At 62.6% G+C, this 15,035-nt stretch carries 12 protein-coding genes; 5 read left to right on the plus strand and 7 right to left on the minus strand.

Translation table 11 applies throughout. From position 1 onward, the window contains the following. Positions 1 to 90: 90 nt before the first annotated feature. Positions 91 to 2,028 carry a 5-dehydro-2-deoxygluconokinase gene (gene iolC, locus C5F70_RS11560; protein WP_104903350.1) on the minus strand — a complete coding sequence of 646 codons (1,938 nt, stop codon included), beginning with the start codon at positions 2,026 to 2,028 and terminating at the stop codon, positions 91 to 93. A 284-nt stretch (positions 2,029 to 2,312) separates the two neighbouring features. Here iolC and C5F70_RS11565 point away from each other — a divergent pair, with 284 nt between their 5' ends. The 3 genes from C5F70_RS11565 to C5F70_RS11575 all read left to right on the plus strand — a co-directional run bounded on the left by C5F70_RS11565 (position 2,313) and on the right by C5F70_RS11575 (position 5,473). Beyond that, positions 2,313 to 3,233, plus strand: a complete 921-nt coding sequence (locus C5F70_RS11565; RefSeq protein WP_017846562.1) for a MurR/RpiR family transcriptional regulator — start codon at positions 2,313 to 2,315, stop codon at positions 3,231 to 3,233. A 187-nt stretch (positions 3,234 to 3,420) separates the two neighbouring features. Next, a complete protein-coding gene (locus C5F70_RS11570) occupies positions 3,421 to 4,104 on the plus strand; it encodes a response regulator transcription factor (protein ID WP_003219726.1) in 684 nt (227 codons plus the stop codon). Continuing rightward, the gene (locus tag C5F70_RS11575; RefSeq protein ID WP_104903351.1) at positions 4,082 to 5,473 is read left to right on the plus strand and encodes a HAMP domain-containing sensor histidine kinase; all 1,392 of its coding nucleotides are present in this window, start codon (positions 4,082 to 4,084) and stop codon (positions 5,471 to 5,473) included. The genes C5F70_RS11570 and C5F70_RS11575 overlap by 23 nt, the downstream gene beginning before the upstream one ends. Before the next feature lie 80 nt (positions 5,474 to 5,553). Here C5F70_RS11575 and C5F70_RS11580 read toward each other — a convergent pair whose 3' ends face one another. Beyond that, positions 5,554 to 5,970, minus strand: a complete 417-nt coding sequence (locus C5F70_RS11580) for an SRPBCC family protein (RefSeq protein ID WP_104903352.1) — start codon at positions 5,968 to 5,970, stop codon at positions 5,554 to 5,556. Between the two features lie 347 nt (positions 5,971 to 6,317). Between C5F70_RS11580 and C5F70_RS11585 the strand changes: the two genes are divergently transcribed. Next, positions 6,318 to 7,574, plus strand: a complete 1,257-nt coding sequence (locus C5F70_RS11585) for a hypothetical protein (RefSeq protein ID WP_104903353.1) — start codon at positions 6,318 to 6,320, stop codon at positions 7,572 to 7,574. 71 nt (positions 7,575 to 7,645) lie between these two features. Here the strand turns inward: C5F70_RS11585 and C5F70_RS11590 are convergent, their stop codons facing one another. Genes C5F70_RS11590 through C5F70_RS11600 form a run of 3 tightly spaced genes read right to left on the minus strand, consistent with a single transcriptional unit; the run spans position 7,646 to position 11,407 of the window. Then, positions 7,646 to 8,941 carry an FAD-binding oxidoreductase gene (locus C5F70_RS11590; RefSeq protein WP_104903354.1) on the minus strand — a complete coding sequence of 432 codons (1,296 nt, stop codon included), beginning with the start codon at positions 8,939 to 8,941 and terminating at the stop codon, positions 7,646 to 7,648. Further along, on the minus strand, positions 8,938 to 10,026 hold the full coding sequence (locus tag C5F70_RS11595) for a polyamine ABC transporter substrate-binding protein (RefSeq protein ID WP_079444059.1): 1,089 nt from the start codon (positions 10,024 to 10,026) through the stop codon (positions 8,938 to 8,940). Before C5F70_RS11595 ends, C5F70_RS11590 begins: the two co-directional genes overlap by 4 nt. A gap of 22 nt (positions 10,027 to 10,048) precedes the next feature. After that, entirely contained in the window at positions 10,049 to 11,407 is a 1,359-nt protein-coding gene (locus tag C5F70_RS11600) for a glutamine synthetase family protein (RefSeq protein WP_026139969.1), read from the minus strand. A 140-nt stretch (positions 11,408 to 11,547) separates the two neighbouring features. Here C5F70_RS11600 and C5F70_RS11605 point away from each other — a divergent pair, with 140 nt between their 5' ends. Next, positions 11,548 to 12,444 (plus strand): helix-turn-helix domain-containing protein, encoded by an 897-nt coding sequence (locus C5F70_RS11605; protein ID WP_017846569.1) that lies wholly within the window; start codon positions 11,548 to 11,550, stop codon positions 12,442 to 12,444. 444 nt (positions 12,445 to 12,888) lie between these two features. Here C5F70_RS11605 and C5F70_RS11610 read toward each other — a convergent pair whose 3' ends face one another. Beyond that, positions 12,889 to 13,992: an acetoin dehydrogenase dihydrolipoyllysine-residue acetyltransferase subunit gene (locus tag C5F70_RS11610; RefSeq protein ID WP_046489018.1), complete on the minus strand. Its 1,104-nt coding sequence runs from the start codon at positions 13,990 to 13,992 to the stop codon at positions 12,889 to 12,891. Next, positions 13,989 to 15,008, minus strand: coding sequence for an alpha-ketoacid dehydrogenase subunit beta (locus C5F70_RS11615; RefSeq protein ID WP_104903355.1), 1,020 nt, complete (start codon positions 15,006 to 15,008; stop codon positions 13,989 to 13,991). The genes C5F70_RS11610 and C5F70_RS11615 overlap by 4 nt, the downstream gene beginning before the upstream one ends. Between the last annotated feature and the right edge of the window lie 27 nt (positions 15,009 to 15,035).

Raw genomic sequence — 15,035 nt, forward strand, 5'->3', positions numbered from 1 at the left:
TGTGTCAGGCAACACTTCTGTAACTGCACCACCGCCTTCGGGAGCAAGCTCCCTCCCACATTGGATTACATTTCAAATTAAGAACTACGTTCAGCCTCTGGCACTGCACCAGGCACTGATCAATTGCTCGAAAGTGGCCCGGACTTGGCGGATCAGGGTCTCGTCATCAATCTCCCCCGCCATCCACGCGCGACTCGGCTCCTGGAAGATCGTGCGTCCCACGGCAAAACCACGGCAGGTGCGACTCTGGCTGGCTTGGCGGAAGCCCTCGGCCAGGCATTCGGCCGAGGCATTCAGGCCCAGCAGCACCACGCCGCGGCAGTACGGGTCGCGTTCCTCGATCAGTTCGTCGAGTTTTGTCCAGTCCTCGGCCGACTGTGCCTCGATTTTCCACCACGCCGGGTAGATACCCAGGTTGTACAGGCGCTTGAGGCTGCGGTAGAGCACATCGGGGTAGGTCGAGGGGTGATCCTTGGGCGGGATGACTTCCAGCAACAGTTCATGCCCGCTGACCAGCGAAGCCTCGTACACCGCCTTGAGTTGCGCTTCCTGTTCCAGACGCAGCAGCGGTTCGTCATCGGGGTGGTATTGCACCAGGCATTTGATGATTTGCTCCTGGGGCCAGGCGATCAGGTTGCTGCCGATCGAACGGCCGTGTTCGAACGCCAGGGGCCGCGAGTTCTGCACCTCCACCGGGCGTGCGATCCACCAGCCGCGACCGCTGGCGGCGTTGAGCGCGTCCTGGCCGAAGCGCTGGTCGGCGAGCAAACCGACATCGGCCTCGACGCCCTGCCCGCGCAGCGTCTTCTCCACGCGTTCGACGGCCTGGATAAACAGCTGCTTGATCGTGCTGATGCGGCTCGGGTCCTGGCCGCCGCGTTGCGCCAGGTCGACCAATTGCCAGCGGTGGTCGAAGGCGAACACGAACAGTTGCTTCCAGGCCTTGCGTGGCACCGTGACCCGATGCAGGCGCTGCAGGGTCACGTCTTGATCGGGGCGGGTGATCGGCACCGGGCTGTTGAACAGGTAATCCAGTTCGGCCGGCGTCGGCATGGCCGGTGCGCAGGCGTGGCGCGACACCACCAGGCCGCCGCAGGCATTGGCCAACTGGCTGCATCGCGCGTCGCTGGCATCGTTCAGCCAGCCGCTGAGAAAGCCCGCCATGAACGCATCGCCGGCGCCCAGCACGTTAAGCACTTCAACGCGCACGCCGGGGTAGATCGCCCCCTCTTCCAAACGGGCCGGGATCGCGCCGTGGATCACCGTGCAGCCCTGCGGGCCGAGCTTGACCACCAGGGTCGCCGGGGTCAGTTCACGGACGGTGCGCAGGGCGCTGAGCAAATCTTCGCTGCCGCCGGCGATCAGGAACTCTTCTTCAGTACCGACGATCAGATCGAAGCGCGGCAGGATGCTCTGCACGTGCTGGCTGACGCTCTGGTCGGCGACAAACCGGGTTTCGCCATCGGCCTTGCCCGCCAGGCCCCACAGCACCGGGCGGTAGTCGATGTCGAGCACGCGCTGGACGTTGTGTTTGGCCGCGTAATCCAGGGCCTGGACGCTGGCCTTGTACACAGCGTCGGTGGAGAAATGCGTGCCGGTGATCAGCAGGGCCTTGCTCGAGGCGATAAAGGCTTCGCTGATGTCTTCGGCGCGCAGGGCCATGTCGGCGCAGTTTTCGCGGTAAAACACCAGGGGGAAGGTTTCGCGGTCCTTGAGGCCCAGCAGCACCAGCGCCGTAAGGCGTTGCGGGTCGACCTTGATGCCGCTGACATCGCAGCCTTCACGGGCCAGGGATTCCGTCAGGAACCGGCCCATATGGTCGTCCCCTACCCGGCTCAACATCGCCGACTTGAGGCCCAGGCGCGCGGTGCCGAAGGCAATGTTGGCGGAAGAACCGCCGAGGTACTTGGCAAAGCTGGACACATCCTCAAGCCGCGCACCGACTTGCTGCGCATAGAGGTCGACGCCCAGGCGCCCGAGGCAAATCAGATCCAATTGACGCCCACTGGCAAAACGAGTCTGGCCCATGCTGGCTCCTGTTATTTTTATCAGCCTGCGTTGTGCCGCCGTGGCGACGGCACACGCTCTTGGTGGGAGCAGACTAGAACGTTCAGCGAGCCCAATCAATATTTATTCCATAATTATTTTTGGTAGAATATTTTTTCCAATACGTCAGCATAAGGGTACGCCAGCGACAGTGCATCGTTTCAGCCGCCCACTCGCTGGCGCATGCCGGGGTATTTTTTTGCGCCTACCCTGTAGACTTGCACCCACCATCAGCGCACCAGATGAACCCGCCAGAAGGATTGCCCATGTCCCGCACCGATCAGCCGGCCACGCCCGAGACCGCTTCCCAAGACACTCTCGCCAGCCCTGCGATCAATGCCGAACGCCTGTTGCAGCTGATCACCGACGAATACGAAAGCCTGCCACGCCAGCTCAAGCGCATCGCCAGCTACATGAGCCAGCAGAGCGATCGGATCATGGTCGACCGCATCAGCGACATCGCCCGCGAATGCGAAGTGCATCCGTCGGCCATCGTGCGGTTCTCCCAGCGTTTCGGCTTCAGCGGGTTCAGTGAGATGCAGGCGCTGTTTCGCGAGGCGTACACCCACAAGACCACGCCGGTGCAGAACTATCAGCAGCGCATCCGCAGCATGATCGCCAACAAGTCGCAGAAGGCCAGCGGCGGCGACCTGGCGCGCGAGTGTGTCAATGCCACGCTTTCGGGCATCGAGCGCCTGGGCCTGGAACTGGATGACGCGGCGTTCGAAAAAGCCGTCGACCTGGTGGTCAACGCCGACAACATCTACGTGGTTGGCGTGCGCCGTTCGTTTGCGGTGGCCGATTACCTGGTCTACAACCTGCAGCACACCAACAAGCGCATCCACCTGATCTCAGGCCTGGGCGGCAGCTACCGCGAGCAGATGCGCAGCGTGCGCGCCAATGACCTGGTGATCGCCATCAGCTTCACGCCCTACGGCAAAGAAACCCAGCACTGCCTGCGTATCGCCCAGCACCACCAGGCCAAGACCCTGATCATTACTGACAGCAACCTGTCGCCCCTGGCCAAGCGCGCGAACGCAGTGCTGTTGGTCAATGAAGGCTCGTCGTTTGCCTTCCGTTCGTTGAGCGCCACGTTGTGCCTGTGCCAGGCGCTGTTCATTGCGGTGGCGTATCGCCTGGAGTTGAAGGTGGATGAGATTCATGAGCAGGTGGGCTTCGACGACTGACGGAGGATCCGTCACCGTAGCCGCCGATTGACACACCTTCATCGCAGGCAAGCCCGCACATCGGAGTAGGCGGGATTTATGAAAACTGTGTCAGTTTTGCCAACATGAAGTTTTATTTAGGAAGCGTTCAGCCATTTCTTGGCAAAATGCCCACACTTCTAGTGTGAATCGCTCACCAGGTAATCCTATGACCCGCATTTTGACCATTGAGGATGACGCCGTAACGGCCCGCGAGATCGTCGCCGAGCTGAGTAGCCATGGACTGGACGTAGATTGGGTGGACAACGGCCGCGAAGGCCTGGTCCGCGCCGTGAGTGGTGATTACGATCTGATCACCCTCGACCGTATGTTGCCGGAACTCGATGGCCTGGCCATCGTCACCACCCTGCGCACCATCGGCGTGTCGACGCCGATCCTGATGATCAGCGCGCTCTCCGATGTCGACGAGCGGGTGCGCGGCCTGCGCGCCGGTGGGGATGACTACCTGACCAAGCCGTTCGCCTCCGATGAAATGGCCGCCCGCGTTGAAGTGCTGCTGCGGCGCAAAAGCACGGTCAAGGAATTCGAAACCGCCCTGCGCGTGGCCGACCTCGAGCTGAACCTGATCAGCCGTGAAGCCAGCCGCGCCGAGCAGCCGCTGAGCCTGCTGCCCACTGAATACAAACTGCTGGAATTCCTGATGCGCAACACCGGGCAGATCCTGTCGCGGATGATGATCTTCGAGGAAGTCTGGGGTTATCACTTCGATCCCGGGACCAACCTGATCGATGTCCACATCGGTCGCCTGCGCAAGAAGATCGATCCACCGGGCCTCACGCCGCTGATCCGCACGGTACGAGGTTCCGGGTATGTCATTGCTGAACCCCTCTAAGGGCTGGCGTTCCTCCAGCAGCCGCTTGCTGGCGCTGTACAGTTCACTGTTCGTGGCCTGGAGCTGCATCCTCATGGGGGTGCTGTATTACGAGGTATCCGGTTACCTCAGCGACCTCTCGCGCCATTCGCTGATGCAGCGCCAGCACCTGTTCCAGCGGTTCGACGGCGAAGAACTGTTGGAAGCCCTGACCACCAGCATGACCTTCGACATGAAGGGCGTGGACGCCTATGGCCTGTTCGATGCGCAATTTCGCCCATTGAACGGACCGATCCAGGCGATACCACCCGACTTGCCCCTGGACGGCAAGATCCACGCCCTGGCCAATTGCGTCGACTCCGACGACCCGAAACTGCCCAAAGACAGCTGCGACGCCGTGGTCACCCACACCGCCGATGGCCGCTGGCTGGTGCTGGTGCGCGCCAACGGTTCGCTGTTCGGCGTAACCCGGATCATCTGGCACGCGCTGCTGTGGGCGGTGTCGCTGACCATCATCCCCGGCGCCGCCGGCTGGCATTTGCTGCGCCGCCGCCCATTGCGACGGATTCGCGGGATCCAGGCCAGCGCCGAGGCCATCGTCGCCGGCGACCTCACCCATCGCCTGCCGCTGTCGAACCGGCGTGACGAACTGGACATGCTCGCCGCCATCGTCAACGCCATGCTCGACCGCATCGAGAAGCTGATGAACGAGGTCAAAGGCGTGTGCGACAACATCGCCCACGACCTGCGCACCCCGCTCACCCGCTTGCGCGCGCAGCTCTATCGCATCAAGCAACAAGCCGAACACGACTCGGCCCACGCGGTGCAGCTGGACGACGCCATCGCGGAGACCGACACGCTGATGGCGCGCTTTCGCGGGTTGTTGCGGATCTCGGAACTGGAAGACCACCAACGCCGCTCGGGCTTCCTGGTGATGGACCCACTGCCGCTGCTGCGCGAACTGCACGACTTCTACCTGCCCCTGGCCGAGGAAGGCGAACTGCAACTGGTGCTCGACACCCCGCCATCCCTGCCCTGGATCACCGGCGACCGGGCCTTGCTGTTCGAGGCCCTGGCCAACCTGCTGAGCAACTCGATCAAGTTCACCCCAGCGGGCGGCGAAGTGATTTTGCGCGCGGTCAACGATGCGGGCAGCACGCGTATCGAAGTCCACGACTCCGGCCCCGGCATCCCAACAGCGGAACGCAAGGCGGTGTTCCAGCGGTTCTATCGCGTGGATGAAAGCGACCAGCAAGGTGGGTTTGGGCTGGGCTTGTCGATTGTCGCGGCGATCATCAACCTGCACGGTTTCAATCTGGACGTTGGCACCAGCCAACGCGGCGGTGCGCGGTTGGTGCTGGAGTGTCGCCAGCAACTGATGCCCAAATAAACCAGACACGACACCGATCGAAACGGTGGGAGGGGACTTGCTCCCTCCCACATTGGGCGTCGGTTGCCCGATCGATCAGGTCAAGCCGGGAAGTTGGCGCGCAGCGCCTCAAGCCCACCGCGGTACACGCCGGCAAACAAAGCCTCCACCGCCTCGTCGGTGGTGCCCGGCACCGGGGTGAACACGCCCGACCACGTCACCTTCGCCGACGATTCCGTCAGGGCTTCGACCCGCAACGTCGCCAGGTAGGCACTCACCGGAAACGGCGACTCCTCGATGCTGTAGCTGTAAGTGCGGGCCCCGTTATCAAAGGTCTGCAAGCGCTCCACCACCACGCCGCCATCGGCGGTCTTCAGGTGACGCAGGCGCCCGCCGTCGCCCGGCTTGCTCTCGACGATCAATGGCAGCCAGTCCGGCAGCGCGTCAAAACCGCCGACCAATTGCCACACCTGATCGGCCGAAACCGGAACTTCAATGACAGAAGAAGCTGTAGGCACAATCAATACTCCAGACAATAAACAATTCAGATCGCCAGATCTGTCGCACCGACAGTTGCTGGCGACCGGGGTTGAACAATGTACGCCAGCCGATTCGTCACTTCACCCCCTATTCGTGGCGCGATGGATGCTCGAGATTGATGCCATGCCGTACCGGACCACTGAAATCATCTGCGTGCCTGGACGGCCCGCAGGGCACAAAAATACCGATGCTAACGCACAGCCACTCGTTCTGTACCTGTTAGAAATGACAGTTGTAACGCCCCCATCTCCAGCGTTTACTGGTACGCAACCGGCGCCTGCCCATACGGCACCGACAGGTAAAACACTCCAGGGAGGGACTCATCATGCCGCGTTATTTCAAAACCTCGATCACTGCGCTGACACTGCTCGGCGCCTCGCTGCTGTACGGCTATGGTGTAACCGCCAGTGCCGCCACATACGTCGACTCGGGCAGTGCGGCCGGGGCGCAATGTTCAACCAGTAGCGTCAACGATAGCGCGCAGGCCGTGGGCAATTGTTCATCCGCTACGGTCAGCGCCAACAGCAATCCTTGGTACGCCGCATCGCTGAGCGGCCCTCAACAGGTCTTGCCGCCGCTGGTGAACGGGCAACCGTGCAGCGTCGAGGCAATCGCTAACAGTGGCTGGATGCTGGGAAGTTGCGCCAACGCCGCCAATCTCAGTTTTGCCGTGTTCTGGAATGCAGCGACGCCCAGTGGCCTGCCGACGGCGACGGCCCCCTTGCCTGGCACCTTGCTATTTCCCCTGCTGCGACCCGCCGATGTCCAGACCGTACCCACCGCCCTGAACCCGCTAGGCGCTGCCCTGGCTCAAAGCATCAGCGCCACGTTACAGGCAACCGTGGTGCTGTATACCCCGGGCAATGCCACGCCGCAGCGCGTTTCCAGTTATGGCGACAACTGTGCCGGGGTCGACGTGAACAACACCTTGATCAACGGCTATCCCAGTGTCGTCATGAACTGTCCGGGGGCCAATGCCACGCCCAAACCCACCGTCGCCACCTGGAACGGCAGCAGCTACGTGTTGACCGCGCTGGCCAGCCCCTCCGGCGCCAGCTATTGCTGGGCGGTGGGCATGAACGATCAGCTTCAGGTGGTCGGTACCTGCGTGTTCAGCGGCGCTACCGGCGATGTGCCGCAAACGGCATTCTGGGGAACACCCAGCAGCGCGCCCCTGCTGCTGACCATGCCCCTCAATGCGCAGAATTACGCGGTGTCGATCAACAACCCCGGGCATATACTCGCGTATGGCAGGGACCCGTCGGGTTTCGAGAAAGCACTCTTTTGGCCAGACCCCACCAACTCGTTCAGCGTGCAGTCGATCCAGCCGCTGCCTGGCAGCGCCCAGACCAACGCGGTGGGTTTGGCGGATAACGACACCGTCGCCTTGAACAGTTTCGATGCCAACCAATATCCCAGCGGCGCCTACTGGGACGGCGTCAACAGCACCGTAGCGATCACCCCGCTTTTGGGCGGACGGATGAGCCGGCTGGAGGGCATTACGCGCTCCGGGGCGATCGTGTATGGCACAGCAACCGATTCCACGCTCAACTACAGGGCCGTAGGTGCAACCTTGCCATGACGAGGAAAAGCGGTTTTTCTTGCGGCCTTAGGTGCGGCTCAATCCAGCCGCCCCCATGCGGCGGCAGCTCATCACTGCAGGGTCTCCCGCAACCGATACCACAGCATGCCCAACGCCAACAACGGCGAGCGCAACAGTTTGCCGCCCGGAAAGGTCATGTGCGGCACCTGGCTGAACACCTCCAGGCCCTGGCTGTGCCCGGCATGGATGGCTTCAGCCAGCAGCCGCGCACACCAATGGCTCACGTTCAGCCCATGGCCGGAATAGCCCTGGGCATACAACACGTTCGGGTACTGTTTTAGCCGCCCGACCTGGGGAAAGCGGTTGGCGGTGATGCCGATCTTGCCGCCCCACTGGAACTCGATCGCGGTATTGGCCAGTTGCGGGAATACCGTGAGCATCTTCGGTTGCATATACGCGGCAATGTCCTGCGGATCACGCCCCGAATAATGGCAGGCGCCGCCGAACAACAGGCGGCGGTCGGCGGTCAGTCGGTAGTAGTCCAAGCCGACTTTCTGGTCGCACAGCGCCAGGTTCTGCGGGATCAATTGCTCGGCCAGCCCTTCCGTTAACGGTTCGGTGGCGATGATGTAGCTGCCGGCAGGCAGTACTTTGCCGCTCAAGCGCGGCTCCAACGCCTCCAAGTGTGCATTGCAGGCCAGCACCAGGTTGCTGGCGCGCACCGTGCCGCCGGCGCAGCGTACCTGCACGGTGTCGCCGTGGAGCAGTTCCAACGCTGGGGTCTGCTCGAAAATCCGCACCCCCAGGGACTCAGCGACCCGCGCCTCGCCCAACACCAGATTCAATGGGTGCAGGTGCCCGGACCCCATGTCCACCAGGCCGCCGGCATAGACCTGCGAGCCGACGACCTGGTGCATATCCTGCGGACCCACCACACGGACCTCATGGTTGTAGCCCTGCGCCGACAGGCGCTCCTGCTCGCCCTTGAACGCGGCGAACTGCGCCGCGGTATTGGCCAGTTCGCAAAAACCCCAGCGCAGGTCGCAGTCGATACCCTGCGTGCGAACGCGTTCACCCACCAACGTGACCGAATCAATCCCGGCCCGCTCCAGATAACGCACGCCCTCCTCGCCCACATACTTGGCAAAGCCCGACACATCGTGGCCGATGCCGCGAATCAATTGCCCGCCGTTGCGCCCGCTGGCGCCCCAACCGATGCGCCGCGCCTCCAGCAGGATCACCGACAGCCCGCGCTGGGCCAGTTCGATGGCGGTATTGACCCCGGTGAACCCACCGCCGATCACACACACATCCGCGCTCAAGTCGGCGGCCAAGGCCGGACGCTCGGGCATGGCATTGGCCGAGGCCCGGTAATAGGACCGGGCGTGGTCGTTCGATTGGATCATTTGTCGGTCTTCACTTTGCTCCAGGCGCGGGTCATCAGGCGCATGGTCGCCGGGGTCGGCGTGGTGGAAATATAGAGTTTGTCGAGCACGGCCTGGGACGGGTACACCTCAGGGTTGTTCACCAGTTCCGGGTCCATGAAGGCATTGGCTGCCGGGTTGGCGTTGGCATAGCCGACCGAGGCGCTGACTTTGGCGATGACTTCAGGGTCGAGCAGGTAGTTGATAAACGCGTGGGCTGCTTTTGGGTTGCTCGCATCGGCGGGGATCGCCAGCAGGTCGAACCACAGGTTGGAGCCTTCCTTGGGAATCGAATAGGCAATGTTCACCCCGTTCTTGGCTTCCTTGGCGCGGTTGGCGGCCTGGAACACGTCGCCGGAATAACCGAACGCCACGCAGATATCGCCGTTGGCCAAATCCGAGATGTACTTGGAGGAATGGAAGTAGGTGATGTAAGGCCGCAGCGTCAACAGCTTGGCTTGCGCCTGTTTGTAGTCTTCAGGGTTCTCGCTGCGCGGGTCCTTGCCCATGTAGTTGAGGATCGCCGGGAACAACTCATCCGCCGAGTCGAGGAAGGCCACGCCGCACTGGTTGAGCTTCTTGAGGTTCTCCGGCTCGAACAGCACCGCCCACGAATCGATATGGTCGATGCCGAGCACCTGCTTGACCTTGTCGACGTTGTAGCCGATGCCGTTGGTGCCCCACAGGTACGGCACCGAGTGCGCGTTGCCCGGGTCGTTTTTCTCCAGCAGCTTAAGCAGCTTGGGGTCGAGGTTCTTGAAATTGGGCAACTGCGCGCGGTCGAGCTTGAGGAACGCGCCGGCCTTGACCTGGCGTGCCAGGAAGTGGTTGGACGGCACCACCACGTCATACCCGGTGCGCCCCGCCAGCAGCTTGCCCTCCAGGGTTTCGTTGGAGTCGAACACGTCGTAGATCACCTTGATCCCCGTCTTGGCCTGGAAGTCGGCCAAGGTGGTTTCGCCAATGTAATCGGTCCAGTTGTAGACACTGACCGTCGGCTCCGCCTGCGCGGCGCTGCTGAATGCTGCCACCAGGGCCAGCGGGAGAAGTTTTTTCATCAGACGCATATCGACACCCCTTTATGATTGTTTAGACGCTCAACAGCAGGAACTCACGCTCCCAGGAACTGATCACCCGCTTGAAATTCTCATGCTCGGCACGTTTGACCGCGACGTAGCCGCGCACGAACTTGTCGCCCAGGTATTGCTTGACCGTCGCACACTCTTCCATACGCACCAGCGCATCCTCGAGCGTGATCGGCAGGCGCAGGTTGCGCCGTTCATAGGCGCGGCCTTCCACCGGCGCGCTCGGCTCAATCTTTTCGATCATGCCCAGGTAGCCACACAACAGGCTGGCGGCGATCGCCAGGTACGGGTTGGCATCCGCGCCGGGCAGGCGGTTTTCCACGCGCATGGCGTCGGGGTTCGATGTCGGCACGCGCAGGCCGACAGTGCGGTTTTCTTCGCCCCATTCCACGTTGACCGGCGCCGAGGTGTCCGGCAGGAAGCGGCGGAACGAATTCACGTTGGGCGCAAACATCGGCAGCAGCTTGGGGATGTACCTCTGCAGGCCGCCGATGTGGTGCAGGAACAGCGTGCTCATCTGGCCGTCGGCGTCGACGAACACCGGCTTGCCCGTGGCGATGTCGACCACGCTCTGGTGCAGGTGCATGGCGCTGCCCGGCTCGTCGGCCACTGGCTTGGCCATGAAGGTCGCGGCCACATTGTGCTTGAGCGCGGCTTCGCGCAGGGTGCGTTTGAACACGGTGATCTGGTCGGCAAGATCCAGGGCGTCACCGTGGCGGAAGTTGATTTCCATCTGCGCCGGGCCGTCTTCGTGGATCAGCGTGTCGAGGTCCAGGCCCTGGGCTTCGCACCAGTCGTAGACGTCTTCGAACAGCGGGTCGAACTCGTTGGCGGCGTCGATGGAGAACGACTGGCGACCGGTTTCGGCCCGCCCGGAGCGGCCGACCGGGGTTTTCAGCGGCAGGTCCGGGTCATCGCAGCGCTGGGTCAGGTAGAACTCCATTTCCGGCGCGACAATCGGCTGCCAGCCCTGCTCGGCGTAGAGCTGCAGCACCTTTTTCAGCACGTTGCGCGGCGACAGTTCGATGGGGTTACCCTGCTTGTCGAAAGTGTCGTGGATCACGATGGCGGTCGGTTCAATCGCCCATGGCACCACGTAGGTCGCGTGGGCCACCGGGCGGCAGACCATGTCGATGTCGGCCGGGTCGAGCAGGTCGTAGTAGACATCGTCGTCGACAAAGTCCCCGGTTACCGTTTGCAGCAACACACTTTCCGGCAGGCGCATGCCTCGCTCATGCAGGAACTTGTTGGTGGGCGCAATCTTGCCGCGTGCGATGCCAGTCAAATCACTGATCACGCATTCGACCTCGGTAATCTTGTGTTCTTTCAGCCAGGCGGACAGCTGATCGAAGGGGGCGTTCATAAGGACCTCGTCATGGGTGGGAGACTGCACCGGCTTGTACTCCCGGCGCATTGAGGTCTATCTTGGGCTCGCCGCGCCACGGCATCTATCCACTTTGCTCCGAACACAACGCACCAATAGAGTGCGAGCAGGTTCCCCCCATGACACAGGCAACCGCTTTGCGCGTACAGGCCTTCACCACCGGTGATGTGGCCGCTCAATGCCGTGCGACACCCGGCTGGGTGCAGCACTACCAGCAGATGTCCCCCGGGCATTTTGCCGGGCAGATCCGCTACCTCGACCTGCACGGCGTGGAGGTCTACGAAGAGAGCATGAACACCCGGGTGGAGCAGCATTTCAACGCGCCGCCGGGGGCCCTGGCGTTCTGTTTCGACGGCAGCGACAACACGCTGTACCTGCTCAATGGCGAGAGCCGCAACACCTGGATCACCCCGGAGAACTACCGTGAAGTGGCGGTGGTATTCGGGCCGCAGTTCGTGCAGCGCCATCGGTTGGATGTGGCGAAACTCGAAGGGTTGTTCATGGCGCCGCTGACCTGCCAGCAGAATGCGTTGTTCAGCCGCTGGCTCAGTGGCACGCTCACACGGTTGTCCGGCACCACCGACCCGATCAGCCGCGATGCCCTCACCCAGCAGTTGCTCGACGATTGCCTGTTCATTCTCGACAACGCCTGCGTATGCCTGGACCGCCAGTCATTGCAGCGCCGCAGCGAAGAGCGCCGGCTGATGACGCGCATCGGCGAATGGGCGGTCGATGCACCGGATGACACCGTCAACCTGCTGGAACTGGCGCAGATCGCCGGCGTGCCGTTGCGCCAGTTGCAACAAGGCTTCAAGACCTACACCGGAATGAGCCCGGCGCAGTGGCTGCGTTTGCGCCGCTTGAACGGGGCGCGGCGGGAGTTGTTGAGTTCAGCCGCGGCCACAGTGGCGCAAGTGGCGATGAACTGGTCGTTCTGGCATTTGGGGCGGTTTTCCAATAGCTACCGGGCGTTGTTCAAGGAGCTGCCGAGCGAAACTCTCAAGCGCGCCGTTTGAAATGCACTCTAAATGGTGGGAGGGAGCTTGCCGCCGATGGCAATGGGTCAGTCACCAGGAATATTGACTGAGACACCGCTATCGGGGGCAAGTCGAATCGTCGCACCGCCCCTCCCACATTGGACTGCATCAAGGCTGGGCGTTGAGGAAGGTTGCCATCAACGGGTTGACCCGCTCCGCCGCCTCCAACTTTTGAAATGCACTCTAAATAGTGGGAGGGGGCTTGCCGCCGATGGCAATGGGTCAGTCACCAGGAATATTGACTGAGACACCGCTATCGGGGGCAAGTCGAATCGTCGCACCGCCCCTCCCACATTGGATTGCATCAAGGCTGGGCGTTGAGGAAGGTTGCCATCAACGGGTTGACCCGCTCCGCCGCCTCCAACTTTTGAAATGCACTCTAAATGGTGGGAGGGGGCAAGCCCCCTCCCACATTGGATTGCATCAAGGCTGGGCGTTGAGGAAGGTTGCCATCAACTGGTTGACCCGCTCCGCCGCCTCCAACTGCACCATATGCCCCTGCCCCGGCAGGATTTCCACCTGAGCCTCGAGCCCCTCAGCATGTCTGGCCGGGATGATTGCGTCGTCGCTGCCCCAGATCACCAGGCTTGGCTGCTGCCCGACAATATTGCGCAGATCCAGGCGCTGCCGCCCGCCCTCGAACAGCTGGGCATTGAGCTGGCGCAACGCTTGATCCACGCCTTCGAGGCGCTTGAACTTGAGCATGTCCTCCAGCATCTGCCGCGTGACCAGCGCCGGGTCGCTGAACAGTTGAATCAAGTGTGGCTTGAGTGCGTTGCGGTTAGTCGCGTCGGTGAAGCCGTGCAAGTAGTCCGCGTTGATCTCTTCGCCGAGCCCGGCGCTGGCGATCAGGGTCAGCGAGGCGACCCGCGCGGGGGCCTGGCGCGCCACGGTCAGGCTGACCAGGCCACCCATTGAGTGGCCGGCCAGGTGGACGCGGTCGAGCGCGAGATGATCGAGCAACGCCAGCAGCGCCTGGCTCAACTCGTCGGCATCGCCGCTGCGCAGTTGCTTGCCCGACTCGCCATGGCCCGGCAGGTCCAGGGCGATCACCCGGCGCTGCGCCGCCAACCCCGGGTGGTTGAACAGCCAGTTGTTCAAGTCGCCGCCAAACCCGTGGACCAGCACCAACGGCGTGCCGCCCTCACCGAGGTCGAGATAACGCAACAGCCGCCCGCCCACCTCGACTTTCTGCGCGCTGGGCCCGGACGCTTGCGCCTCGGCCGCACTCGACACGAAGCTGGCCTGGAAACCTTCGATTACCGCATCAATCTCGGCTTCCGTGGCCTCGCCCTCCACCACGATCCCGAGCAGCCCGCCCACCGGCAAGGTCTCGTCGCTCAGCGCCAGCACGCGGCGCAGCACGCCACTAAACGGCGCCTCGACGCTGCTGGAGATCTTGTCGGTCTCCACGTCGAGCACTTCCTCGCCCTTCTCCACCCGGTCGCCCGGCTGTTTGAGCCAGACATCCACGCGGCCTTCGGTCATCGACAAGCCCCACTTGGGCATGGTCAAGATATGGATCATGCGGCAGTCCTCTTATCGGCAATCTTCAACACCGCGGCTTCGATCTTCGCTGCGTTGGGGATGTACAGATCCTCCAGCGCATCGGAGAACGGCACCGGCGTGTGCGGCGCGGTGACCATTTCGATCGGTGTGCGCAAGAACGAAAACCCGCGCTGCGCGACCAGCGCGCTGATATCGGTGGCGATCGAGCAGCGCGGGTTGGACTCGTCGATCACCACCAGGCGGCCGGTCTTCTCCACGCTTTCCAGGATGCTGTCTTCGTCCAGCGGGCTGGTGGTGCGCAGGTCGAGCACTTCGCAGTCGATGCCTTGGCGCGCCAGGTTGGCAGCGGCTTCCAGGGCGATATGCACCATGCGCCCGTAGGTGACCAGGGTCACGTCATTGCCTTCGCGCACGTAATTGGCTTCGCCGAAAGGCACGGTGTACAGCTCTTCCGGCACTTCACCCTGCAGGCTGTAGAGCATTTTGTGTTCGAGGAAGATCACCGGGTCGTTGTCGCGGATCGCCTGGATCAGCATGCCCTTGGCGTCATAGGGCGTGGCCGGGCACACCACTTTGAGGCCGGGGATGTGCGTCCACATCGAGGTGAGCATCTGCGAATGCTGCGCGGCGGCGCGCAGGCCGGCGCCGTACATGGCGCGCACCACCAGCGGCGTGGCGGTCTTGCCGCCGAACATGTAGCGGAACTTGGCGGCCTGGTTGAGCAACTGGTCGAGGCAGCAGCCGAGAAAGTCGACGAACATCAACTCGCACACCGGGCGCATGCCGCGGGTGGCCGCGCCGACCGCCATGCCGACGTAACCGATTTCGGACAACGGTGCATCCAAGACGCGGTCGGGAAACTCCGGGTACAGGCCCTTGGTCACGCCGAGCACGCCGCCCCAGGCATCCTGCTCGCCGGGGGAGCCGGTGCCGCCGGACACGTCCTGGCCGATGATGAACACACTCTGGTCGCGACGCATTTCCTGGGCCAGGGCTTCGTTGATTGCCTGCTGATAACTGATTTTGCGAGCCATGATCAATTCTCCACGGATTATTTTTGT

The sequence above is a fragment of the Pseudomonas sp. LH1G9 genome (assembly GCF_002949975.1).
Lineage (GTDB): Bacteria > Pseudomonadota > Gammaproteobacteria > Pseudomonadales > Pseudomonadaceae > Aquipseudomonas > Aquipseudomonas veronii.

Excerpts from the sequence above, each read along its gene's own strand:
- C5F70_RS11605 (WP_017846569.1), top strand. The coding sequence starts at position 11,548 with ATGACACAGGCAACCGCTTTGCGCGTACAGGCCTTCACCACCGGTGAT.
- C5F70_RS11615 (WP_104903355.1), bottom strand. The coding sequence starts at position 15,008 with ATGGCTCGCAAAATCAGTTATCAGCAGGCAATCAACGAAGCCCTGGCC.
- C5F70_RS11565 (WP_017846562.1), top strand. The coding sequence starts at position 2,313 with ATGTCCCGCACCGATCAGCCGGCCACGCCCGAGACCGCTTCCCAAGAC.
- iolC (WP_104903350.1), bottom strand. The coding sequence starts at position 2,028 with ATGGGCCAGACTCGTTTTGCCAGTGGGCGTCAATTGGATCTGATTTGC.
- C5F70_RS11600 (WP_026139969.1), bottom strand. The coding sequence starts at position 11,407 with ATGAACGCCCCCTTCGATCAGCTGTCCGCCTGGCTGAAAGAACACAAG.
- C5F70_RS11570 (WP_003219726.1), top strand. The coding sequence starts at position 3,421 with ATGACCCGCATTTTGACCATTGAGGATGACGCCGTAACGGCCCGCGAG.
- C5F70_RS11585 (WP_104903353.1), top strand. The coding sequence starts at position 6,318 with ATGCCGCGTTATTTCAAAACCTCGATCACTGCGCTGACACTGCTCGGC.
- C5F70_RS11575 (WP_104903351.1), top strand. The coding sequence starts at position 4,082 with ATGTCATTGCTGAACCCCTCTAAGGGCTGGCGTTCCTCCAGCAGCCGC.
- C5F70_RS11595 (WP_079444059.1), bottom strand. The coding sequence starts at position 10,026 with ATGCGTCTGATGAAAAAACTTCTCCCGCTGGCCCTGGTGGCAGCATTC.
- C5F70_RS11610 (WP_046489018.1), bottom strand. The coding sequence starts at position 13,992 with ATGATCCATATCTTGACCATGCCCAAGTGGGGCTTGTCGATGACCGAA.
- C5F70_RS11590 (WP_104903354.1), bottom strand. The coding sequence starts at position 8,941 with ATGATCCAATCGAACGACCACGCCCGGTCCTATTACCGGGCCTCGGCC.